We start from the raw sequence: 21,384 nt of genomic DNA, 5'->3' as shown, positions 1-21,384 counted from the left end.
GGTTATTCTTAAATGATCATTTTTTCAATGGGTACAACTAATATACCCTGAGCCCCGAGAGCCTTGAGTTGGTCTATAATTTCCCAAAACTCATTTTCATTGACAACAGAATGGAGAGATGACCACCCTTCCTGTTGCAATGGGGTTACTGTAGGACTTTTCATACCTGGAAGCACTTTTGTTATAGCCTCAATAGAATCATTGGGTGAATTAAGTAGCAGGTATTTGTTGTTTTTTGCAGTGTTTACTGCCTTGATTCTGAATATAAGTTTCTCTAGTAGTACCTGAGTTTCTGCATCAAGCGTATTATTGGCTATAAGTACAGCTTCTGATTTCATTACGGTCTCAACCTCTTTAAGCCCATTGCTCAAGAGTGTACTTCCCGTGCTTACGATATCACAAATGGCATCTGCCAGTCCAATACCAGGGGCGATCTCGACAGAGCCACTGATTTCGTGTATTTCTGCTGTTATGTTATTTTCAGTTAGAAACTGTTGTACAATGTTAGGGTAGGAGGTGGCAATTTTTTTACCGTTAATACTTGCTATACCTTCATAATCTTTCTCTCTGGGGACGGCTATAGATAAACGACATTTTGAAAAGTCCAGCCTTTCAATCAGTGAGATGTCCTTTTGTTTTTCTATAAATACATTTTCACCTACAATGCCGATATCAGCAACGTTGTCTTCAACGTATTGGGGAATATCATCATCCCGGAGGAATAGGATCTCAGCAGGAAAATTGTAGGTTTCTGTTTTCAGGCGATTAGGTCCGTTACTAAATGAAAGCCCACATTCCTTTAGTAGCTTGACAGATTGCTCTTGAAGTCTGCCGGATTTTTGTACTGCGATTCTGATTTTTTTACTCATAACTTTGAAAATTTGACCAAATAAAAAAGGCTTGCCACATGGCAAGCCTTTTTTGTTTTACTTAAAATAGTTTATATCTCTAGCTAAAACATATATCTACCATGCATCAGATCGATGTTGAAATGATGATGGTGATGATGATATGTACTAGTGAATAATGTCATTTGTCTTTGCTATTGATGCGAATAAAGTTAATTGTTTCTTGGCATCCAAATTTTTTTTGAAAATTAGAAAATTACATGCCTAATGACTGGTTCTCAATGGAGGCCAGTTCAATTACTTTTTCGTAGTCATCCGGGTTAAGATCATTAAAGAAATAGTGAACAGGATTGATCTTTTTGCTTCCTTTGATCACCTCATAGTGAAGATGAGGGGCCGTGGAAAGTCCAGTGTTTCCTACATAGCCAATGATCTGCCCTCGCTTAACTTTTTGTCCTTCTCTAACTTCAAACTCATGCATATGTGCATATCTGGTTTTAAAACCAAAACCATGATCTATTTCTACCAGCTTTCCATAACCGCTGAACCTAACCTTGACCTTGGCAACCGTGCCATCAGCCGTAGCATAGATTGGAGTTCCTATAGGAGCTGAGAAATCTATACCAGTATGCAGCTTTTTAACTTTGTATACTGGGTGAACACGGTAGCCAAAACCTGAGGCCAACCTAATGAGTTCTTTGTTGGAGATCGGTTGAATAGCAGGAATTGCAGCAAACATTTTAGCTTTATTATCCGCCAGCTCAACAATATCGTCGTAGCTTTTTGACTGGATATACATTTTCCTTCTTAGTTTGTCAACACTCTCATTAAGCGATAATATCAGATCTTTATGATCAATATTCTTGTTGCGAATTTCACTATAACGGTCTACACCACCGATACCAGCATCCCTGATAGACGGGTCAATAGGTTCAGCCCCTAGTACTACACGGTAAACGTCATCATCTCGTTTTTCAAGAGCAGCAAGTATCTGGTTCAGCTTGGAAACTTCCTCGTTGAGGTGTTCGTAGTAGTACTCCATCTCAGAAACCTCGTTTTTCAACATCACTTCTTTAGGTGATTCAAAATAGCTGTTGTATAACATGAGAAGCCCGGCAGCCACTGCTACAATGAGTGACGCTAAACCTAAAAAGTTAAGGACCACATCCTGCATTTTAACCTTAACTCGCTCGTATTTACAAGTTTCTGTATCGTAATAGTACTTTATTCGTGCCATGTTCTAATGTTGTTTGGGCCTGAATACCTTTACAAATTGTTCATTGCATTCGATATATGGGCCTTCCAGCAGATCTATACAGTAAGGTATTGCCGGGAATACAGCGTCTAAACACTCTCGAATTGCTTTTGGTTTCCCAGGTAAGTTAACAATTAAAGTTTGATTTCTAATACCCGCTGTCTGTCGTGATAGAATAGCAGTGGGTACATACTTCAAGCTTTCCTGTCGCATTAACTCTCCAAAACCAGGCATCATCTTGTCGCAAACTGCTTCAGTAGCCTCAGGGGTTACGTCTCTTTTAGCCGGACCAGTTCCTCCACAGGTGATGATCAGGCAACAGCTTTTTTTATCTGCCATCTCTATCATGGCCTTTTCCAGCTGGTCTTGTTCATCGGGTAAAACTATATATTCTGATTCCCAGTCAGAGGTAACGAATTCTTCCAGAGTTGCTACAATAGCTTTCCCAGGAGTGTCTTCATAAATACCCTGACTGGCTCGGTCAGATACATTGATTATACCTATTCTAGCTTTTTGCATTATTTTTTAAAGAGAAGTTTTTCAGAGCGACCTTTTTTAAATACTTGCCGGCCCTTGTTTAGTCCTTTTCTAATTTCTTTTTGCTCTTCTTCAGGTAGATTGATGATGTCTTTACATTCGGTAGAGCAACACCCCTGATGTTTTTCAGCGCATTCCTTGCACTGGATAAATAAAAGATGACAACCATCATTTTTGCAGTTGGTATGGTCATCGCATGGTTGTCCGCACTGGTGGCACGTACTGATAACCTCTTCTGAGATTCTTTCACCAAGTCTTTCGTCAAACACAAAGTTCTTACCTAGGAACTTGTTTTCAAGTCCTTGACCTTTTACTTGTCGGGCGTATTCTATAATACCACCATCCAGTTGAAAAACATTTTTAAAGCCTTTATGTTTATAGTAGGCACTTGCTTTTTCGCATCGGATACCTCCGGTGCAGTACATTACTATGTTTTTTTCTTTCTTGTCTTCAAGCATCTTTTCCACAATGGGGAGAGATTCTCTGAAGGTATCTACATCAGGGCAAATTGCATCTTGGAAGTGACCAACTTCACTTTCGTAGTGATTTCTCATATCTACGATCACAGTGTCAGGATCATTTGCCAGTTTGTTGAATTCTTCAGCAGAAAGGTGAGTGCCTCGATCAGTAACATCAAAAGTGTTATCATTAAGCCCGTCAGCTACAATCTTGTTTCTAATTTGTATTTTTAGTTGGAAGAAGGATTTTCCATCATCATCTATAGCGATATTTAACCTGATTCCGTTTAACTCGGGAGAGTTGGAAATGTAGCTTTTGAAGGCTTCGAATTTCTCTTCAGGCACACTAATTTGGGCATTAACACCCTCGTGGGCTACATAAATTCGACCAAAAACTCCAAGATTGCTAAAGTCCAGGAATAGTTGATTACGATATTCTTCCGGTTCGGCAAGCTGAATATACCGGTAAAAGGATAATGTAACTCTCTTTTCGTTACTCTCCCTTAATTTTTTTTTAAGGATTCTTCTGTCTACTCTATTGTGCAATATCATTTTGCAAGAATGATTTAGTTTCAACTCGCAAATATAACAATTATCAATAGACAAACGTCAATACCCGAATGACATGATTTATCAAAAAGTCGGCAAAGTGTTAGTTTTTGGGTTCCAGCTCGCCCCTTAGAAGTTTATTATATTCCTCACAGGTGAGATATCCGTGGTCGTCACTATAAGGGCAGGCTTTGTAGGAATCACCAAAGGCGCCTTTTGTTATAATTACTGCTTTGCCTTTGCAGACAGGGCATACAACTTTGCCAGAAGGGCCGCAGTCTATGTCATAGTTTGTTGTAAGTATGTTGTGAACCTCTTTTCTCTCTTCTTGTCTAACGGTTAGAAAGGCCTCATTGGACTTATCCAAATAATCAACACACTCCTCATAATATTGACCTTTCGTGCCCTTTAATTCAATGTATTTGTTGAGCCAATCAATACTTTGACGGTACTTACCCATATAGAATGAGTTCTTGCCAAAGAAAAAGCAAAGTTCAGTAGGCACAACTTTAGCGGTATTAAGAACTTCCTTGAACTTGAGGTTAGCCTCTTCATATTGTTCTTCATCCATCAGCTCTATACCCTGGTCCATTAGCCTCATTAATTCCGCATGCTTAGCCTGCTCCTGATCACGAAGAAGTTGTTGTACTCGGTCTTCTTCGGTAACCTGAGCTATGCCTGCAAATGAAAAAGAACAGGCAATCAACAATAAAATAATCTTATACATCTATGTAGTCTCTCTTGTCTATCTTGAGCCATTCAAGTGTTGAGTTACAAAATATATCTTCAACAGTTTCTTTTGGTAACTGCATGTCCTCAATAAACCTGCCAATTTCAAGGTCGCCCAATGGGAAGGGGTAGTCAGATCCTAAAGTTACCTTTTTAGAACCTTGCAGATCCAGTACATATTGTAGCATTTTAGGGTCATGAGTGATACAGTCCACCCAGAATTTGCCAAGGTACTCTCTAGGATTAATAGGGTTATCTATAGCTACCAGGTCAGGCCGGCAGTTGAACCCGTGCTCTACACGACCTATTGTAGCCAGAAATGATCCACTCGCATGAACGAAGTTCACCCTCAGGTCAGGTAGCTTTTCGAGTACGCCCGAAAAAATCATAGAGCAGATAGCCCTCGATGTTTCTGCCGGCATACCTACCAGCCAGGGAAGCCAGTATTTGGTCATGTTTTTCATACCCATCATATTCCAGGGGTGAACCATTACTGCAAGATCTAGTTCTTGGCAGGCTTCAAAAATAGGGAAAAAGCGTTCTTCACTTAGGTTCTCATCATTGATGTTGCTTCCTATCTGTATTCCTGGAAAACCTAGTTTTTTACATCTTTCAAGCTCTTTTATAGCAAGGTCACTATCCTGCATTGGAACGGTAGCCAGACCAATATAATTTTTAGGATGGTTATTGACCAGTTCAGCGATATGATCATTCAGGAATCTTGACAGGTCCAGACAATCTTCAGGTTTAGCCCAGTAAGAAAACATTACAGGAATGGTGCAGACTACCTGTACCTGGGTATTGAATTGCTCATATTCCTTGATCCTCAAATCAGGATTCCAGCAATTTTCTTCTATTTCTCGAAAAAACTGATTGCCCTTGATCATCTTGGCAAATCCTTGTTTATGATGCTGTAGGTATATGAAATCCCCATAACCAAACTTTTCTGTCCAATTGGGCATATGTTCGGGAATAATATGGGTGTGCATGTCTATTTTCAGCATAATTGTAGATAAGGTTTTGCCAATCTCACAAATCTATTAAAATGGATGTTTATGGCAGCATAAGTTTGGTATAATTTGAAATCGGGAAGTGCATGGATATTTCGAGGAGGATATTATATAGATCGGTTTTTATTTATTATATTACAATATATTACACGGATATTACATGGTTAGTTTTTTGAATCATGAGTGCTTTTGTTTCTTCAGGTATAAAAATACTGATTTTCATTGCTTCGTCAATTTATGAAATTAATTCTTTTGCTCAGGCGGATTGTCATAAAGTTGATCAGGTGACTTATTTCAATGTGGTGAAGAATGGTTACACGCTGGATTTTAGCTGGGGTACGGCCTCGGGTGTAAATAGCCTTGATTTTATCATTGAAACAAGCAGGTCTGCAGAAACCTGGACAGTTTTGGATTATCTAAAAGGAAATAATGCTTTAGAATACAGTTTGAAAGGGCTTATCCCTAAATGGAGTTCTGCATACTACAGGTTAAAAGTAGAGGATGGTGGGGAAGAGTATACTTACTCCAAACCGGTTAAAGTAACTATGTACTACCGTGATCTTGAAGATTTAGTAGTATATCCCAATACACTTTTGCCTAACACGAATATAAAGCTGAAATTCAATAAGGAAATATCAAGAGGTTCTAAAGTATCTGTTTTTACCATTAATGGAGTACATCAGTTTGACCAAGTACTGCAAAAGGATACGGAGGTAATAGAGCTACTTCCTCTTGAAGAAGGCAATTATTTTATCGAGATTATAGATGCCCCTGATGTTTTGCGTATGAAAATAGTGGTTAAATAAGACTATTTCTCTTTTTTGGGTACAGGGTCATAACCACTAGTACCCCAAGGGTGGCATCGGGATATTCTTTTTAACCCGAGCCATGTTCCTTTGAATGGTCCCCACACCTCTATGGACTCTATCATATAACTTGAGCAGGTCGGTGTGTGTCTGCAGTTAGAGCCTAGCAAGGGACTTATTGCCAGTTGATAGAACCGGATAGGGATAATAAATATTAGTTTAATCAGCTTCAAGTAGCGTAATTTATAAGTTCTCTTACGATAACGAGTACTCTGTACCCTCTTTGCTATCTTTTAAGATAACACCAAGGTCTTTTAAATCATCCCTGATCTTATCAGATAACTGATAGTTTTTAGCTTCTTTTGCATTTTGACGTAGGTTGATTAGTACATCAATCACGCCATTAAGTAAGTCATTGCTACTTTCTTTCTCTTCATTAATACCCAGTACGTCAGTTATAAAACCTTGATATTGAACAATAAGCTCATCAAATGTTTCTTTTGAAAGTTGGCTTACTTTTAAGTTGCCAGCTTTGAAATTGTTCATCATGGTGGTGATCTCAAAAAGTACGGCTAGTGTTTTAGCTGTATTGAAGTCATCACTCATGTTTTTGAATAAGTCATCGATCAGTTCTTTGGTTTTATTCTCAAGGTCGCTATCAGTTTGACCACTATTGTGTTTAAGGTTATTAGAGATTTTAAATCCTTCCATTAACCTTTTATAACCCTTTTCGGCTGCTTGTAGCGCTTCGTTAGAAAAATCCAGCGTGCTGGAGTAGTGCGATTGCAACATAAAAAAGCGAACTACCATAGGGCTGTATCCTTTGTCCAGCAGTTCATGGTCTCCTGAGAAAAGCTGATGTGGCAGGAATGAGTTTCCAAGAGATTTACTCATTTTCTGACCATTTACTGTGAGCATATTGGAATGTAACCAGTATTTGACAGGGTCTTTTCCGGTTGAGCCTATGGACTGAGCGATCTCACATTCGTGGTGAGGGAATACTAGGTCCATTCCTCCGCCGTGAATATCAAAAGATTCTCCAAGATACTTAGTACTCATAACTGTACATTCCAGATGCCACCCCGGAAAACCTTCTCCCCAAGGAGAGTTCCATCTCATAATATGGGTAGGGGAGGCTTTTTTCCACACTGCAAAGTCAATCTTATTTCTTTTTTCATCCTGACTGTCAAGGGATCGGCCACTTTCCATCAATTCCTCTATTTTCCGTCCGGATAGTTTACCGTAATTGTGGGCCTTATCGTATTTGGATACATCGAAGTATACTGAACCATTTATCTCATAGGCATAGCCATTGTTTATCAGGTTTTGTACCATTTCTATTTGTTCCATGATGTGGCCGGTAGCACTTGGTTCAATACTTACAGGCATAAGGTTGAATTGATCCAGCACATGATGAAAGCCGTTAGTGTATTGTTGTACAATTTCCATTGGCTCAAGCTGTTGTAGCCGGGCCTTTTTGGCAATTTTGTCTTCACCTTCATCTGCATCATTTTCAAGATGCCCTACGTCAGTGATATTTCGCACATACCTTACTTTATACCCAATATACATGAGGTATCTGTAAATGACATCAAAACACATGAAAGTCCTTATATTACCGAGGTGGACATCGCTGTAAACTGTAGGGCCGCATACATACATGCCGACGTGGTCAGGATGAATGGGGTTAAACACTTCTTTTTTCCCTGATAAGGTATTGTACAGGGTGATCGGATACTTTTCTTTTGAGGTCATTAAATTAAAATTTGATGCCGGTCGAGGCAAAATTTCACGCTTCAAAGTTATCATAAACGACTGGCATCAAAAATTAGTTACCGTAGTTTTTTTAGGTTCATGTGAAAGAAAGGGTAATATTGCTTACCATCAGGCGAATAAAATCCGTCTTCAATCCAAGTATAGGAAGATGAGTTCGTGTTTTTTTCTCAGTTTGGTTGGGTTATCTTAGCAGAAAGAATAACAAAAAGCACATGTTTACAGGAATAATAGAAGCTCTGGGTACGGTTAAGACAATTCAAACAGAGGGAACTAATAAACATTTTGAAGTTGAGAGTAGTATTTCCGATCAGTTAAAGGTAGATCAAAGTGTTGCTCATAATGGGGTTTGTCTTACTGTAACCAAAGCTGAAGCCAACAGACACTGGGTTACAGCTATTGATGAGACATTGAAAAAAACCAGCATAGGGTCCATTAAACCTGGTACATATGTTAATCTTGAGCGCTGCATGTTGAATAATGGTAGGTTTGACGGACATATCGTGCAGGGACATGTAGATCAGGTAGGTATCTGTAAAAGTATTAAGGAAGAGGAGGGAAGCTGGGTATTTGGCTTTGAATATGATGCTTCTTTAGGTAATGTGACTGTTGAGAAGGGGTCAATTACTATCAACGGTATTAGTCTAACCTGTTTTAACTCCCGTGAAGGAGCTTTTAGTGTAGCTATTATTCCTTATACCTATGAGCACACCAACATGAAGGAGGTGAAAGTTGGTAGTATTGTTAACCTTGAGTTTGATATTGTTGGCAAATATGTGCAGCGTCTTTTGGCTAAAGGTTAGGTTATTGTTTCAGGATAGTGTCTGTTCTTTATTGTATGGCTAAGTTTGAAGAACAGGTATCCCATCAGCGCACCGATGATGGCTCCGGTTAGTATATCTCCGGGGAAATGAACACCAAGGTAAATTCTGGAATATGATACGATGGCTGCCCATGCGAAAAGCCAGCCTATCCAATGGTACTTCTCTCTAAATAGAAAATATAGGAAGGTGGCAAGTGCAAATGCATTACCTGCATGTGATGATGCGAAACCATATCTGCCACCTGTATATCCATTTACAATGTGGACTAAACCTTCCAATTGCGGGTCTCTAGAGGGACGGTATCTTTCAAAAAAAGGCTTCATTATTCCTGAGAGGATCTGGTCTGAAGCTGTTATAGCCAGTCCGATACCAGCTAGCCAAATGATTGCTTTCCACTTATATTCTCTTATGATCAGATACAATATCCATGCGTAAAAAGGAATCCAAATTAGTTTATCTGAGATCCAATACATAATCTGGTCCAATCCTTTGGTATGAAGGCTGTTCAGAAAAAAGAAGAGCTCTTTGTCTAGTTCAATCAGTGATTCGAGCATGTTGTTAACTAATCTTGAGATGCTTGGTTATTTGAAGTTCAGGCCCAATCGATATCCTTTTTCAAAAGTTCCAGTGTTTGGGCTTCTTCAGAGTTGTTTTCTGGCTTATAGTCATAAAGCCAGTTGGCTTGTGGTGGTAAACTCATGAGAATGGACTCTGTACGCCCACCAGTATCAAGTCCAAATTTGGTACCTTTATCCCATACCAGATTGAACTCAACATATCTGCCACGGCGTAACATTTGCCACTGCTTCTCTCGCTCACCATAGCTCATATTTTTATTTTTGTTCATGAAATAGGTGTAAATAGGAGCAAAGCTATTGCCAACCTCTTTCACAAAGTCGAACAGTTCTTCTTTTGATTTTGGCTGTTCTGCGCCCAGTCTGTCAAAAAATATTCCGCCGATGCCTCTGGTTTCATTGCGGTGTTTAATATAGAAATAGTCATCAGCCCATTTTTTGAATTTGCTGTAGTAAGAAGCATCATGGTTATCACATACTGACTTCAGTTTTTCATGGAAATACCTGGCATCATTCTTATCAATGTAATGAGGCGTAAGGTCAATTCCGCCACCAAACCACCAAGTGCCATTGGTCATTTCAAAGTAACGTACATTCATGTGAATGATGGGTACACGTGGGTTTTTAGGGTGCAATACAATGGAAACTCCTGTGGCATAAAAACCAGATTTTTCCAATTGAAGGGCTTTTAGTATGTTTTCGGGAGTATCTCCATGAACAGCTGAAAAACCAACGCCACCTTTTTCAATAACGTCACCATCGGCAATAGTACGTGACCTTCCGCCACCACCGCCTTCGCGTTTCCAAAGATCCTCTCTGAATTTCCCTGCGCTGTCAGCTTCTTCGAGCTCTTTGCAAATGTTGTCCTGGAGATTTTTAAACCAGTCTGTGATCTCTTCTTTAGTTAGCATGCAGCAAAAGTATTGAATCTATTTTACTTAACCCATGCCCTTTGTTCTGATCTCTTTACATCTATGATTTTAAGAGGTCTAAATTCTTAATTCACACAGGTCTTTTTTTATAAATTCCGTAAATTCGCAAACGATTGTATTACAAATGATCGTTTGTTTGGAGATAGATTATTCATAAACTTTATCAGAAGAAAAAAGATAAAATATATGCCCTCAACAAGAGAAGCTAACCCTGCAAAAAAAGTTAAACGACCGAAAATTAATCAGGAGATCATACTTAAGGCTTATCAGCTGATGTGTACTTCTAAAAGGATGGCTGAAACCTACGATGAGAATAAGGAGGTATGCAGTAAGTATGTTCACAGTACGTCGCGAGGACATGAGGCTATTCAGCTGGCTGCTGGAATGCAGCTTGAGAGTTACGATTTTGCATCTCTCTACTATAGAGATGAGTCGATTCTCTTAGGTATTGGTATGCAGCCCTATGAATTGATGCTTCAATTAATGGGTAAGGCTGATGATCCTTTTTCTGGTGGACGAACTTATTATGGGCATCCCTCTTTGAAAAGGGATGGGTTCCCAACTATTCCACATCAGAGTTCAGCTACAGGTATGCAGGCCATACCAGCAACAGGCATGGCCCATGGTCTTAAATATCTCGAGAGTCAGGGGCTTTTGGAGGGAAAAGATAAACCCGTTGTATTATGCTCGTTGGGAGATGGCTCAGTCACAGAAGGAGAAGTTTCTGAAGCTTTCCAGATGTCAGTATTGAAAAAATTACCCATTGTTTATCTGGTTCAGGATAATGATTGGGGTATTTCTGCTACTGGTAAGGAGATGAGGACAATGGATGCCTACGAGTTTGCGGCGGGCTTTAAAGGAATGGAGCGGATGAGGGTTGACGGGTCTGACTTTGTGGACTCTTATCAAGGGATGAAAAAGGCGTATAAGTATGCAAGGGATCGTAAAGGGCCTATTTTGGTACATGCTAAATGCCCTTTGTTAGGGCATCATACCTCAGGGGTAAGAAAGGAATGGTATAGAGGTGATAATGATCTTAAGCTCCATGCCCAGATTGACCCATTGCCGATACTTGAAAAATACCTTCTGGAAACGGGGGAAACTAAGAAAAGCCTGAAGGAGCGTGCTGATGCTGCATTTGATACAGTTGCCAAGGATTATGAACATGCACTAAATTCTCCTGATCCTGATATCAATGATTTTGATAGTCATGAGTTTGCACAAACGCCAATAATTGAAGAAAAGGGTGAGCGTAAGCCTAAGGGTGCTGAAAAGGTAGTAATGGTCGATGCTGCTCTTCATGCAGTAGATGATATTCTAAAGAATCATCCCGAGGCGTTGTTTTATGGCCAGGATGTTGGGGGTACACTTGGAGGTGTATTTAGGGAAGCAGCTACATTAGCACAAAAGTATGGTGATGAAAGGATATTCAATACCCCGATTCAGGAAGCTTATATTGTGGGATCAACGGCTGGTATGTCAGCTGTGGGTGCCAAGGCAATCGTTGAAATACAATTTGCAGACTATATTTGGCCGGGTATTAATCAATTGGTAGAAGAACTGTCGAAAAGTTGTTACTTATCGAAAGGTAAATTTCCTATACAATCATTGATCAGGGTACCTATAGGAGCCTACGGAGGAGGTGGGCCGTATCACTCAGGAAGCGTAGAGTCTACTCTGTTGAATATAAGGGGAATAAAGGTGGTGTATCCGTCTAATGCTGCGGATATGAAGGGCCTTATGAAAGCTGCTTTCCATGATCCCAACCCTGTAGTCATGTTGGAGCATAAGGGGCTTTACTGGTCTAAAGTGCCAGGTACTGGGGATGCCAAAACACATGAGCCTGACAAGGATTATATTATTCCTTTGGGCAAAGCAAACAAAGTCCTTGAAGCGGATGAGCAGAAAATGGAAACGGAATCGTCTTTGGTGGTGATTACCTATGGTATGGGGGTCTATTGGGCTAAAGAAGCGGCTAAAAAATATGCAGGAAGAATTGAAATCCTTGACTTAAGAACGCTTAACCCTCTTGACTGGGATGCTGTCCAGGCGAGCGTTAAACAGCATAGTAGGGCCTTGGTGCTTACGGAAGAGCCAATAATGAATTCATTTGCAGAATCGTTGGCAGGCAGAATCTCAAAGGAATGTTTTGAGTATTTAGATGCACCGGTTCAAACGTTTGGAGCGGCTAACCTACCGGCAATCCCATTAAATGTGGATCTTGAAAAGAAAATGTTGCCGAATGCTGATAAGGTGGCAGATGCATTGGAGAGTTTGCTTGCGTATTAATTACCTGAAATTGATAATAAAAGTGCTTCTGCCATTATACAGAAGCACTTTTTTGTTGCTTAATACTTAGAAAGGATACCCAATTCCGATGTTGAATACTACTGATTCTGCGGCGCTTGGAGTGAAGGGTGGATCGTAAAAGCCCTTCGACAAGATAAAACGCTTATTCTCAGGTCTGGCAGGATCGTAGATTTTTAACCCGGCGTCGAGTCTCAGTACGAGGAATGAGAAATCAAAGCGGAGTCCAAGGCCCGTACCTATCGCGATTTCTTTATAAAAACGATCAAATTTAAATTGAGCCCCTTCTCGTGAGGGATCTTCTTGTATGGTCCAAATATTGCCGAAATCAATGAATGCTGCATAATCTATAAACCCAATGAGGTTTTTTCTTAATTCAAAGCTTCCTTCCAGAAGTATTTCACCCTGTTGCTCAAAGTTGTAACTAATACGTACTTTGTCGTCGCTTGAGTCTAGTGGGGTATACGAGCCAGGCCCTAATCGCCTGGGTCTCCAGGCTCTGATACCGTTACTCCCCCCGGCAAAGAAGTACTTTTCGTAAGGTAAAATCCGGTTATCACTATAGGGTTTGGCGAATCCGGCATTGATCCTGTAGGCAATAGTGGTGTTTTTATTGGCAGGGTGAATCTTTCTGTAGTCTACATTAAGTTTTATGTATTTATAGTACTCCAGATCTTCTTTTTCCAAGGTTTTCGTGCCAATGAAATTCAGGCTGGTGCCACCACTTTCAATATAAGCCTTGAGGAATGATGAGTTGGTAAAGTTAAGGCCATAGCTATTAAAGTTCCAGGTGGCACTGAGCGTCATACTACTCACAAAAGAAGGCTTGAACGTGTTGATAAGCCTGTTTCCATTTCTCTCCAAGGCCAACAGGGTACCCAGAAAGGCGGAATCAAGGTTGGAGTTGATTATACTGACATCTGTGGCAGTGAAGCTAAAAAGCCCACGATTCTCGTTTTGCCATGAGTAGGTATTTGAAAAATTAGTGTTCTTCCGTATATATTCAGGTCTATCGGTATAGGTATAACCTGCCAATAATCTGGTTTTAGGATTTACTCTACCCAGTTTTTCTTTGGCACGAGTGCTTAATGGAAGTACAAATTGAGGAAATGTCAGTGTGGCATTAATGCCGGCTTCCACACTAGTATAAACATCGTTCACTTCGGTGGCTGGAGCCACACCCTCGATACCGATACGTCCGTTGATCTCAAATATTTCAAGGCCTTTAAATACATTTCTTTTTTTGAAGGAGAGGTTGTAAAAAGGTCCAGGAAAGCCTTGTGTTACATTAATGCCAACTTCATTGGTCCATTGGTAGCGGTTCAGGGGGCTGGTAAATATGTTGGCTATGAGCTTGCCTCCAGATGAGTCGTAGTGGATATTAATGAACCGGAAGTGGTCCAGGTTGGCAAGCTGCCTTTGTGTACTAAAGGTATTTGATTTGCTGTATACACTGTCTTTTTTGATAAATATCCGTCGACTAAGTATTTTTTCATTGTACTGATAGTTATGGTAGCGATATGTAATGCCTCGGTACTTTTTTTCTGTTCTTAAAGAGTCGGGTATCAGGCTGATATCAGCATCTGTGGTAAGATTAACCGCACCAACAGTAAATACCTTATGATATCCACGTTTTGAGGGTTTATTGATTACGGTTTGGATTGCGATCTTCTTGTCTCCCATCAACGCGGTATCTATGTTGAACTCGACATATTGTCTACTGAAGTCGAAATACCCGTTATCTTTTAGCAAAAGGTCTATTCTTTCTCGTTCTTTTGTTAAGTTATTTTGGTCATAATTTTCACCTTCTATCAAATAGCTTTTGGCTTTGTTTCGCTTCAGTATTTTATTAATGGCACTGTCACCAGTTTGAGAGAATAGTGTATCGATGCGATATGGGTCAGCTTGGTTCAATAAGTAGGTGATTGAGATGTTTTTGTTAGAGACATCAATGGAAGTATCTACTTTGGCTTGAAAATAACCCTTGGAATTAAGGTAGAGTTTGAGCCTGCCCATAGTTTGTTCAGCGAGAGTTGAGTCAAATACAGCAATAGGTTCACCCCAGCGCATTAATACGTTCCCTTCCTGAATTGTTTTATCAATCTTGGCTATTCTCCTTCTTTTCTTTTTCTCCAGATGTACAATTTTACGTGTTTTGTCTTTTTCTTTGGCTAGGGCAATTTTTGAGTTGTACTTGACTTTGACAGCTTCACGTTTGGCTTCATATTCTGCAACATCATAGTTATCCAGTCCCCAATAGTAGAACCATACATAGGGAGAAAAAGGAATTATTGGAAACTGTCTGTTGGGCTCTTGAGCATAAAGTTGGGCAAGTTCTTCCTTATCAATGTTTTTGGCACCTTTTATTTTCTGTTTATACAGCAATTTTTCATCATCTTTCAGATATTTGGTCCCCAGACACCCGGAAGTGACTATACCAATAACTAAAAAAAGTGCTAAGTACAGGGCTATCCTCAAATTCAAAAGCTAATTATGGTCTCAAAAAGTAATGCGAAGTTCATTAAATCATTGCAATTAAAGAAATACAGGAAACAAGAACAATGCTTTTTGGTGGAGGGAGCAAAAAGTGTGCTTGAAGTGTTGAATTCTGATTATGAGCTTAAGCAGTTAATTGCCACAGAGCAATTTATCAATGGTCATACGTCATTGCTATCCCATCAACTGGAGATAATAGAGACTTCTGCAAAACAGCTTGCAAGTCTGGGAACATTAAAAACCAATGATGCGGCAATTGCAGTGGTTAACATGAAGCCTCAAAGAGAAATAAGGCTGCAGCCTGATGAGTGGGCTATAGCCTTGGATGATATCAATGACCCGGGAAACCTGGGTACAATTTTGCGCATTGCAGATTGGTATGGGATTGATACGGTTTTAGCTTCTGCTCAGACAGCAGATTTTTATAACCCGAAGGTAATCGCGGCCTCTAAGGGTTCATTTTGTAGGGTTAATATTTACTATGCTGATTTGCCTGAGTTTTTGAGTAAGAGCCAATTGTGCATATATGGGGCAGCAATGGAAGGAGGAGATGTTCATAATTCCTCATTTGAAAAAGGAGGAATTCTTGTAATGGGTAATGAAGCAAATGGCATTTCAGCTGACGTTCTGAGGTGTCTGACAAAAAAAATAACTATTCCTCGGTATGGAAAGGCGGAGTCTTTGAATGTGGCTATGGCAACTGCCATAATTTGTGATAATATAAGGAGAAGCCAATAGGCTCCTCCGGAATTTAGTTAGCCACAACTAAACTTCAATACCCATTTCTGTGAGTTTTGAAGAAACCTTTAATGTGGATTGTTCAACAGCTTTTCTGTTGATTTCAAATCTTAGCTTTCCATTAACTGTTATGAGATTGATTGCACTGCCGTGTTGGCATAACCCTTCTTTCTCGGTAATAATCAAAACATTTTGGATGTCTTTTGTGTAAGCTTCGAACATTGCGCTGTTTTCATTTGGAATAAAGAGAATATTTGAATGTTGAGTAGCCTCTCCAAGAGTTGAGAATGACCTGACAATAATCCTTTTGTGAGAGTTAGACCGACTGGAAGCCATTTCGTTAAACAAGTCAATCATTTCTTTATCATCTGATAATATTCCTATGATAAGTTCTTTATTGGCTTCAGGCCATTGAACATACTTGATCATTGAAAAAATTACGAGTCCCTTGACACGGTCTTCTTTTGTGTTTCTTTCTTTTTTTGTAAGCGCATTTGCATTTATACTAGCCATGACGAATAGAATGAGCGTCATATAAATTGAGAAGGAGGTTTGGGTGGATTTCATTTGATATATTGTTTTGGTTGAAAATGATATATCAAATTTGGCGTGTAAATAAGCCATTTCTTTCAGGGTGTTTTCTTAAAATGAAATATCAGAGAAACACCTTCTGAAATGCATGTGTGTGTTGAATTTTGATGCTTTATGTGGGTATTATTAATATGTTAATAACTCTCAAAAGAAGATGTCTCAGGGGTAACCCCGAGACCCTTTCTGGGGAAAGCGCTGATTTAAATGTGGTTATAGTAATGGAGGTTATTCATCTGCCAGTTCACGTAAGTCAACGGGTACTACTCTCGATACACCTTGTTCGATCATTGTAATACCATAGATGACGTCTGTACTGGCCATAGTACGCTTATTATGGGTAACAATTATGAACTGAGATTCCTTTGAGAACTTCTTAATGATTTGGTTGAATTTATCAATATTTGCATCATCAAGAGGCGCATCAACTTCATCAAAAATACAGAATGGTGCTGGTTTTAGTAAGTAGATCGCAAACAGGAGAGAGGTGGCGGTTAATGTTTTCTCACCCCCCGACAATTGGTTGATAGTAAGCGGACGTTTACCTTTTGGCTTGGCAATGATCTCAATGCTCGATTCTAATGGGTTTTCAGGGTCGCTTAACCTTAGGTCACAATCATCTTCTTCAGTAAACAGACTTCTGAAAACTTTCATAAAGTTCTCCTTAATTTTTTCATAAGCCTCTATGAAGGTGGTTTTTGCTACGGTATCAATTTCGTCAATAGTAGTGAGCAAGGAGTCCTTGGCTTTAAAAAGATCCTCACGTTGAGAGGAGATAAAGTCATTTCTCTCTTTTATTTCCTGGTAAGCCTCCATGGCCATGGGATTGATTGGCCCCATTTTCTCCAGTTTATCCTTGATTTTGGCAACGTCCTCGTGCAGAGTTTCTTCATCGGGAGTTTCTTCTGTAGGTGTGTCAGTTTCCTCGTCTTCGATCAAGTCATCCAGATTGATGTTAAATTCAACAGAGAGTCTTTCCTTAACAGCACTCAGTTCCAGTTTTGTTTCATTGAGCTTATTTTGAAGTTCCATCAGAAGTGTGTCAATACTCTCGCGGCTTCTTTGTATCTCCCTGGCAGTTTTGTCAAGCTCGTCAATGTCCCCTCTGGCGGCGTAGTACTCTTTTTCAGCTTCATTTACACCTTGTTCGATGCTTTCTTTTTCATCGTACATGGCTATGAGTTCATCGTCACTGGTTTCCGCCCTTTCTACCAGTTGTTTGATTTCCGCCTCATTTTGCTTCAGCTCTTCTTGGTTTTTTTCTATTCTGGCTTTACTATTTTCAAAGGCGTCCTGCTTGTATTCAATCTCTTGCTCAATGCTCTTAACTCTGTTCTCTTGCTGGTGATAGAAAATATTCTGCTCGTTAAAGGCAGATGACTTTTCTGTTAAAAGCTCATTTTGTTCATTGAGATCAGAAAGCAACTGACTCAGTCTGCTCTCTTTTTCCTGCTGCTCGTTCTCTTCTTTTTCAGCTTTAGGCTTGTCTATGCTAATTGCATCGGTAAGCTCCTCTATTTTAGCAATAATGTCTTCCTTACGCATATCTGCATCAGAAAGCATTTGGCTGAATTGTTCCTGCTTGGTTTTAATGGAAATGTACTCCTCATTAATGAGCTTGATCTCTTCTCTGAGCTCTTCAATTTCCTGCTTTCGTGTACTTGCCTTTAGCTTTTCAAGTTCCTTTTGCTTTTCGCCAAGGCTTTGTTGCACTTCATCAAGTTTTTTTGAGAGCAGCTTTATTTCTTTCTCAAGTTTTTCAAGGTTTTTGGCTCTTCCTATTTTTTTTCCTTCAAAAAGTCCAACCGATCCTCCGGAAATACTGAATCTACGCCTGGTTACCTTACCACTTTTGGTGATGAATATATTCTCATCATCCTGAGGTATGTTTTTGTAATCCCCTTCGAGTATATAAACCCTATCAAGAATATGCCCCATTAATTTCCTGTATTTGGTATCATACTCCATGATCTCAGTAGCAGGAAAGGCATTATTGTAAAGTTTGGTGTCGGAAGGTGTGAATTTCTCAAATGAGTCAAGGATGAAGAAATTAGCCTTTCCTTTGGCGGCATCACTTAGTATGTTGATAGCCTCATATGCTTCGGCTTCTTGGTCTACAACATAATAATTAAGGTATGGCTCTAGATAATTTTCGATGGTTACACGATATTCGTCATCACAAGTTAGAATATCTGAAAGGAGGGGCGCATTCTTTTTCCATCCGGCTTTTTTCTTCAAAAACTTGATAGCTTCAGGGAAACCCTCAAGGTTTTCAACCAGTGATTTGGTTAGATTATATTCATTTTGTCTAGCATCAAGCTTCCGGTTGGTCTGGGTTAACTCTTCTCTGATAACTTCTATGGTCTTGGAGGTTGCTTCCATTCTGTACTGAATGTCCTCTTCCGTAGCCTGTAGTTTTTGAAGTTCCTTATTTTTAACAGCTAACTGTTCTGAAAGCGTATTAACTTTTTTGTCAAATTCTACTAAGCTGGCGCTCTGTTGACTTGTATCTGTAGCTGTTTTTTCAAGCTCTTGCTTCAAGCTAGAGAGCTGGAGCTCTTTGATCTCAACAGATTTTTTTAGCTGATAAACTTCTTCTTGTTTGTTTTTCTGAATTTTTCGTAGAGTGTCAGTTTCTTCCTGGAGTTGAGAAGTTTTCCTTTTCTGTACTTCATAGTCCTCTCGTAGAAAAGCTACTTTTTGTTCTATTTCACTAAATATCTTTTGAGCGGAGCTTCTTTCATGGGTAAGGCTTTCAACACTGAACTTAGCCCTTTCATTACTTTTTCTATCTTGCTCAATTTGATCTCTCAGACTTTCAGACTTGTCATTCAGGAAACGAAGACGCTCATTTTTTATTTTCTTTTCACTCTCGTACTGTCTGATTTTATTTACATGTTCATTGAGTGTCTTTTGCCTGGACGAGAGCGTCTTCTCTTTATTAATAAGTTCGGCCTTTGACTTTTCCAGACCGGCTTCTTTTTCGCTAACCTGCTTATTAAGACTTATCTTCTTGTCGTTTTCGGATTCAATCTGCTTATTGAGCTTTTGATAGCTTTCTGTATGCTTGCTGATTGTAAGCTTAGCTAAAAGAATGCTTGATTTTTTATATTCTTCCTTTAATTTATAATATTTTTCAGTCTGCTTGGCTTGTCGCTCAAGAGATTTCATGTTTTTCTCTATTTCATAAAGCAGGTCTTCAACACGCTCCAGGTCTGCATCAGTATCTTGTAGCTTTTTAAGAGTTTCTTTCTTCCTTTTTTTGAATTTTGATATTCCCGCAGCTTCTTCAAAAAGTCCTCTTCTGGAGTTATCCTTATCATTAAGGATGTCATCCACCATTTTTAACTCTATGATAGCATAACTGTTAGAGGCAATACCGGTATCTAAAAATAGATTTGTAATGTCTTTTAGCCTACAAGTCACTCCATTGAGTAAATATTCACTATCACCTGTCCTATAATAGCGTCTTGTGATGGTTACATGTGAATATTCAGTTGGTAGTAAATTCTTTGTATTATTAAAGGTTAGTGAAACTTCAGCGAGTTGGGTGGGTTTACGCTTTTTTGTTCCATTGAAGATAACATTTTCCATTTTCTCAGAGCGTAGGGTTCTACTACTCTGTTCTCCTAGCACCCAGCGGATAGAATCAACAATGTTAGATTTCCCGCAACCGTTTGGTCCAACAATCCCGGTAATCCCCTCATCAAAATTTATGGTTACCTTATCACCAAAACTTTTAAAACCCTTGATCTCTAGCTTGGAAAGTTGCATTCACTAAAACTAATTAAAAAATTTGATTGCCCTGACCATCAACTAATAACATTATTAATCAAAGCAAAGGCAACAAATTTAAAATTAAAAATGATAAATTTGTTAAACCATGGATATCGAATTAATACTTTATATCATATTTATTGCAATTGCCATACTTTCTAGGGTTTTAAAAAGTAAGAAAGAGGGCAGTCAGCCTACCTCGTCAGATCAAACTGAGTCCATGGATACGCCCACCAGAAAAACGGAGAAGACGCTTACCTTTGAGGAGCTACTTCGAGAATTTACAGGAGAGGATAGACCAGTTCACCAAGAACCTAAACCTGAGTCTGGATATACGCATCAGGAAGAAGCATATTCATATGAGGAGGAATATGTAGGTGATCAAATTCAAGAAACTTACAATAGGTCGGTCAATGAGGCTCAGAAGCTAAAGACACTTGATGAATTAGTCAGTTTGGATGAGCCCCTGGAGAGGATGGATCATTTCAAGCCATATGAAACTGAAGATGAGAATACCATGGCCAGCGAGGTTTTAGAGATGCTTCAAGACGAAGATGGGGCACGTAAAGCGATCATCTTAAGTGAAATAATCAATAGAAAATATTAATTAAACTTGAATTAATCTTATTTTAGATTATTCCTAGATCGATATTTTGTAAAAACTGGGTTTTTTATTATGAAATATTGCTCATATGACTAAATTGAACCCTTGATAAGTATTATTATTTGAAAAAACCAATTAAAGCTACATCTTTACTTTTTGATATTATGTCGGAATAGTTCAAAATGTCTATAGTCGGTTACTTTAATTTTTTTAACTATATATATTGAAAGAAATTTTTTGTGGTATCCATGCGAAAGTTAATTCTAGTATTGAGCATCTCAATATGTTTATTTGTTACTGACGGTTTTTCCCAGAACGATGAGCCATGTGAAATAGTATCTGTAGAATACAATATAAAGAATACCAGTCACGGACTGAGTAACGGTTCTATAGACCTTATAATAGAAGGAGGGCGTAAGCCCTTTAACATTTCTGTTATTGGCGACAAACGTTCCAAGAATAAACTAAATATTAACCTAACCCGGATAACTGATCTTCAGCCAGGCACTTACTTGATTGTCATACAAGACAATTCAGGTTGTAGGAAGGAAGTGACCACTGAAATCAAGTAAAACTAT

The 21,384-nt window shown here is 39.2% G+C and carries 19 protein-coding genes; 6 read left to right on the top strand and 13 right to left on the bottom strand.

The annotated features are described in order from the left end of the window. Window positions 1-8: 8 nt before the first annotated feature. The 6 genes from hisG to JMN32_RS24235 form a co-directional block, all read right to left on the bottom strand. Window positions 9-869 carry an ATP phosphoribosyltransferase gene (gene hisG / locus JMN32_RS24260; RefSeq protein ID WP_202858973.1) on the bottom strand — a complete coding sequence of 287 codons (861 nt, stop codon included), beginning with the start codon at window positions 867-869 and terminating at the stop codon, window positions 9-11. A gap of 235 nt (window positions 870-1,104) precedes the next feature. After that, entirely contained in the window at window positions 1,105-2,085 is a 981-nt protein-coding gene (locus JMN32_RS24255) for a M23 family metallopeptidase (RefSeq protein WP_202858972.1), read from the bottom strand. A 3-nt stretch (window positions 2,086-2,088) separates the two neighbouring features. Next, window positions 2,089-2,622, bottom strand: a complete 534-nt coding sequence (gene mog, locus JMN32_RS24250; protein ID WP_202858971.1) for a molybdopterin adenylyltransferase — start codon at window positions 2,620-2,622, stop codon at window positions 2,089-2,091. Beyond that, window positions 2,622-3,650: an oxygen-dependent tRNA uridine(34) hydroxylase TrhO gene (gene trhO, locus JMN32_RS24245; RefSeq protein WP_202858970.1), complete on the bottom strand. Its 1,029-nt coding sequence runs from the start codon at window positions 3,648-3,650 to the stop codon at window positions 2,622-2,624. The genes mog and trhO overlap by 1 nt, the downstream gene beginning before the upstream one ends. Before the next feature lie 100 nt (window positions 3,651-3,750). Continuing rightward, window positions 3,751-4,374, bottom strand: a complete 624-nt coding sequence (locus tag JMN32_RS24240) for a hypothetical protein (protein WP_202858969.1) — start codon at window positions 4,372-4,374, stop codon at window positions 3,751-3,753. After that, complete coding sequence (locus JMN32_RS24235) at window positions 4,367-5,380, bottom strand: amidohydrolase family protein (RefSeq protein ID WP_238354603.1); 1,014 nt, start codon at window positions 5,378-5,380, stop codon at window positions 4,367-4,369. The genes JMN32_RS24240 and JMN32_RS24235 overlap by 8 nt, the downstream gene beginning before the upstream one ends. Before the next feature lie 185 nt (window positions 5,381-5,565). Between JMN32_RS24235 and JMN32_RS24230 the strand changes: the two genes are divergently transcribed. Further along, entirely contained in the window at window positions 5,566-6,192 is a 627-nt protein-coding gene (locus tag JMN32_RS24230) for a T9SS type A sorting domain-containing protein (protein ID WP_202858968.1), read from the top strand. 2 nt (window positions 6,193-6,194) lie between these two features. Here JMN32_RS24230 and yidD read toward each other — a convergent pair whose 3' ends face one another. Together yidD and cysS are read right to left on the bottom strand one after the other, a co-directional pair. Beyond that, on the bottom strand, window positions 6,195-6,416 hold the full coding sequence (gene yidD / locus JMN32_RS24225) for a membrane protein insertion efficiency factor YidD (RefSeq protein WP_317191804.1): 222 nt from the start codon (window positions 6,414-6,416) through the stop codon (window positions 6,195-6,197). 31 nt (window positions 6,417-6,447) lie between these two features. Beyond that, window positions 6,448-7,947 (bottom strand): cysteine--tRNA ligase, encoded by a 1,500-nt coding sequence (gene cysS, locus JMN32_RS24220; RefSeq protein WP_202858967.1) that lies wholly within the window; start codon window positions 7,945-7,947, stop codon window positions 6,448-6,450. A 233-nt stretch (window positions 7,948-8,180) separates the two neighbouring features. Between cysS and JMN32_RS24215 the strand changes: the two genes are divergently transcribed. Further along, entirely contained in the window at window positions 8,181-8,768 is a 588-nt protein-coding gene (locus JMN32_RS24215) for a riboflavin synthase (RefSeq protein WP_202858966.1), read from the top strand. Here JMN32_RS24215 and JMN32_RS24210 read toward each other — a convergent pair. Both JMN32_RS24210 and hemF read right to left on the bottom strand, forming a co-directional pair. Continuing rightward, window positions 8,765-9,343, bottom strand: a complete 579-nt coding sequence (locus JMN32_RS24210; RefSeq protein WP_202858965.1) for a phosphatase PAP2 family protein — start codon at window positions 9,341-9,343, stop codon at window positions 8,765-8,767. The genes JMN32_RS24215 and JMN32_RS24210 overlap by 4 nt on opposite strands. 38 nt (window positions 9,344-9,381) lie before the next feature. Next, the gene (gene hemF, locus JMN32_RS24205) at window positions 9,382-10,275 is read right to left on the bottom strand and encodes an oxygen-dependent coproporphyrinogen oxidase (RefSeq protein ID WP_202858964.1); all 894 of its coding nucleotides are present in this window, start codon (window positions 10,273-10,275) and stop codon (window positions 9,382-9,384) included. 207 nt (window positions 10,276-10,482) lie between these two features. On the opposite strand from hemF, the gene JMN32_RS24195 reads away from it, so the two are divergent. After that, window positions 10,483-12,585, top strand: coding sequence for an alpha-ketoacid dehydrogenase subunit alpha/beta (locus tag JMN32_RS24195; protein ID WP_202858963.1), 2,103 nt, complete (start codon window positions 10,483-10,485; stop codon window positions 12,583-12,585). A 66-nt stretch (window positions 12,586-12,651) separates the two neighbouring features. Here JMN32_RS24195 and tamL read toward each other — a convergent pair whose 3' ends face one another. Continuing rightward, window positions 12,652-15,081 (bottom strand): translocation and assembly module lipoprotein TamL, encoded by a 2,430-nt coding sequence (tamL, locus tag JMN32_RS24190; protein WP_202858962.1) that lies wholly within the window; start codon window positions 15,079-15,081, stop codon window positions 12,652-12,654. A 15-nt stretch (window positions 15,082-15,096) separates the two neighbouring features. Between tamL and JMN32_RS24185 the strand changes: the two genes are divergently transcribed. After that, window positions 15,097-15,837 (top strand): TrmH family RNA methyltransferase, encoded by a 741-nt coding sequence (locus JMN32_RS24185; RefSeq protein ID WP_202858961.1) that lies wholly within the window; start codon window positions 15,097-15,099, stop codon window positions 15,835-15,837. Window positions 15,838-15,864: 27 nt separating this feature from the next. Here the strand turns inward: JMN32_RS24185 and JMN32_RS24180 are convergent, their stop codons facing one another. Together JMN32_RS24180 and smc are read right to left on the bottom strand one after the other, a co-directional pair. Continuing rightward, window positions 15,865-16,404, bottom strand: coding sequence for a YfiR family protein (locus JMN32_RS24180; RefSeq protein WP_202858960.1), 540 nt, complete (start codon window positions 16,402-16,404; stop codon window positions 15,865-15,867). Window positions 16,405-16,653: 249 nt separating this feature from the next. Further along, window positions 16,654-20,199: a chromosome segregation protein SMC gene (gene smc, locus JMN32_RS24175; protein WP_202858959.1), complete on the bottom strand. Its 3,546-nt coding sequence runs from the start codon at window positions 20,197-20,199 to the stop codon at window positions 16,654-16,656. Window positions 20,200-20,308: 109 nt separating this feature from the next. On the opposite strand from smc, the gene JMN32_RS24170 reads away from it, so the two are divergent. Further along, entirely contained in the window at window positions 20,309-20,809 is a 501-nt protein-coding gene (locus tag JMN32_RS24170) for a hypothetical protein (RefSeq protein ID WP_202858958.1), read from the top strand. A gap of 245 nt (window positions 20,810-21,054) precedes the next feature. Beyond that, window positions 21,055-21,378 (top strand): hypothetical protein, encoded by a 324-nt coding sequence (locus JMN32_RS24165; protein ID WP_202858957.1) that lies wholly within the window; start codon window positions 21,055-21,057, stop codon window positions 21,376-21,378. Window positions 21,379-21,384 lie beyond the last annotated feature (6 nt).

The sequence above is a fragment of the Fulvivirga marina genome (assembly GCF_016775155.1).
In the GTDB taxonomy this organism is placed as follows: Bacteria; Bacteroidota; Bacteroidia; order Cytophagales; family Cyclobacteriaceae; genus Fulvivirga; species Fulvivirga marina.
Note: the sequence above shows the minus strand (reverse complement) of the source record. Positions and strands in the feature narration are given on the sequence as shown.

Bases quoted from the DNA above. Each gene is read 5' to 3' on its own strand.
- smc (WP_202858959.1), bottom strand. From the start codon at position 20,199: ATGCAACTTTCCAAGCTAGAGATCAAGGGTTTTAAAAGTTTTGGTGAT.
- JMN32_RS24210 (WP_202858965.1), bottom strand. From the start codon at position 9,343: ATGCTCGAATCACTGATTGAACTAGACAAAGAGCTCTTCTTTTTTCTG.
- JMN32_RS24215 (WP_202858966.1), top strand. From the start codon at position 8,181: ATGTTTACAGGAATAATAGAAGCTCTGGGTACGGTTAAGACAATTCAA.
- JMN32_RS24165 (WP_202858957.1), top strand. From the start codon at position 21,055: ATGCGAAAGTTAATTCTAGTATTGAGCATCTCAATATGTTTATTTGTT.
- mog (WP_202858971.1), bottom strand. From the start codon at position 2,622: ATGCAAAAAGCTAGAATAGGTATAATCAATGTATCTGACCGAGCCAGT.
- JMN32_RS24235 (WP_238354603.1), bottom strand. From the start codon at position 5,380: ATGCTGAAAATAGACATGCACACCCATATTATTCCCGAACATATGCCC.
- JMN32_RS24230 (WP_202858968.1), top strand. From the start codon at position 5,566: ATGAGTGCTTTTGTTTCTTCAGGTATAAAAATACTGATTTTCATTGCT.
- trhO (WP_202858970.1), bottom strand. From the start codon at position 3,650: ATGATATTGCACAATAGAGTAGACAGAAGAATCCTTAAAAAAAAATTA.
- cysS (WP_202858967.1), bottom strand. From the start codon at position 7,947: ATGACCTCAAAAGAAAAGTATCCGATCACCCTGTACAATACCTTATCA.
- JMN32_RS24255 (WP_202858972.1), bottom strand. From the start codon at position 2,085: ATGGCACGAATAAAGTACTATTACGATACAGAAACTTGTAAATACGAG.
- JMN32_RS24180 (WP_202858960.1), bottom strand. From the start codon at position 16,404: ATGAAATCCACCCAAACCTCCTTCTCAATTTATATGACGCTCATTCTA.
- JMN32_RS24195 (WP_202858963.1), top strand. From the start codon at position 10,483: ATGCCCTCAACAAGAGAAGCTAACCCTGCAAAAAAAGTTAAACGACCG.
- JMN32_RS24185 (WP_202858961.1), top strand. From the start codon at position 15,097: ATGGTCTCAAAAAGTAATGCGAAGTTCATTAAATCATTGCAATTAAAG.
- JMN32_RS24170 (WP_202858958.1), top strand. From the start codon at position 20,309: ATGGATATCGAATTAATACTTTATATCATATTTATTGCAATTGCCATA.
- hisG (WP_202858973.1), bottom strand. From the start codon at position 869: ATGAGTAAAAAAATCAGAATCGCAGTACAAAAATCCGGCAGACTTCAA.
- hemF (WP_202858964.1), bottom strand. From the start codon at position 10,275: ATGCTAACTAAAGAAGAGATCACAGACTGGTTTAAAAATCTCCAGGAC.
- JMN32_RS24240 (WP_202858969.1), bottom strand. From the start codon at position 4,374: ATGTATAAGATTATTTTATTGTTGATTGCCTGTTCTTTTTCATTTGCA.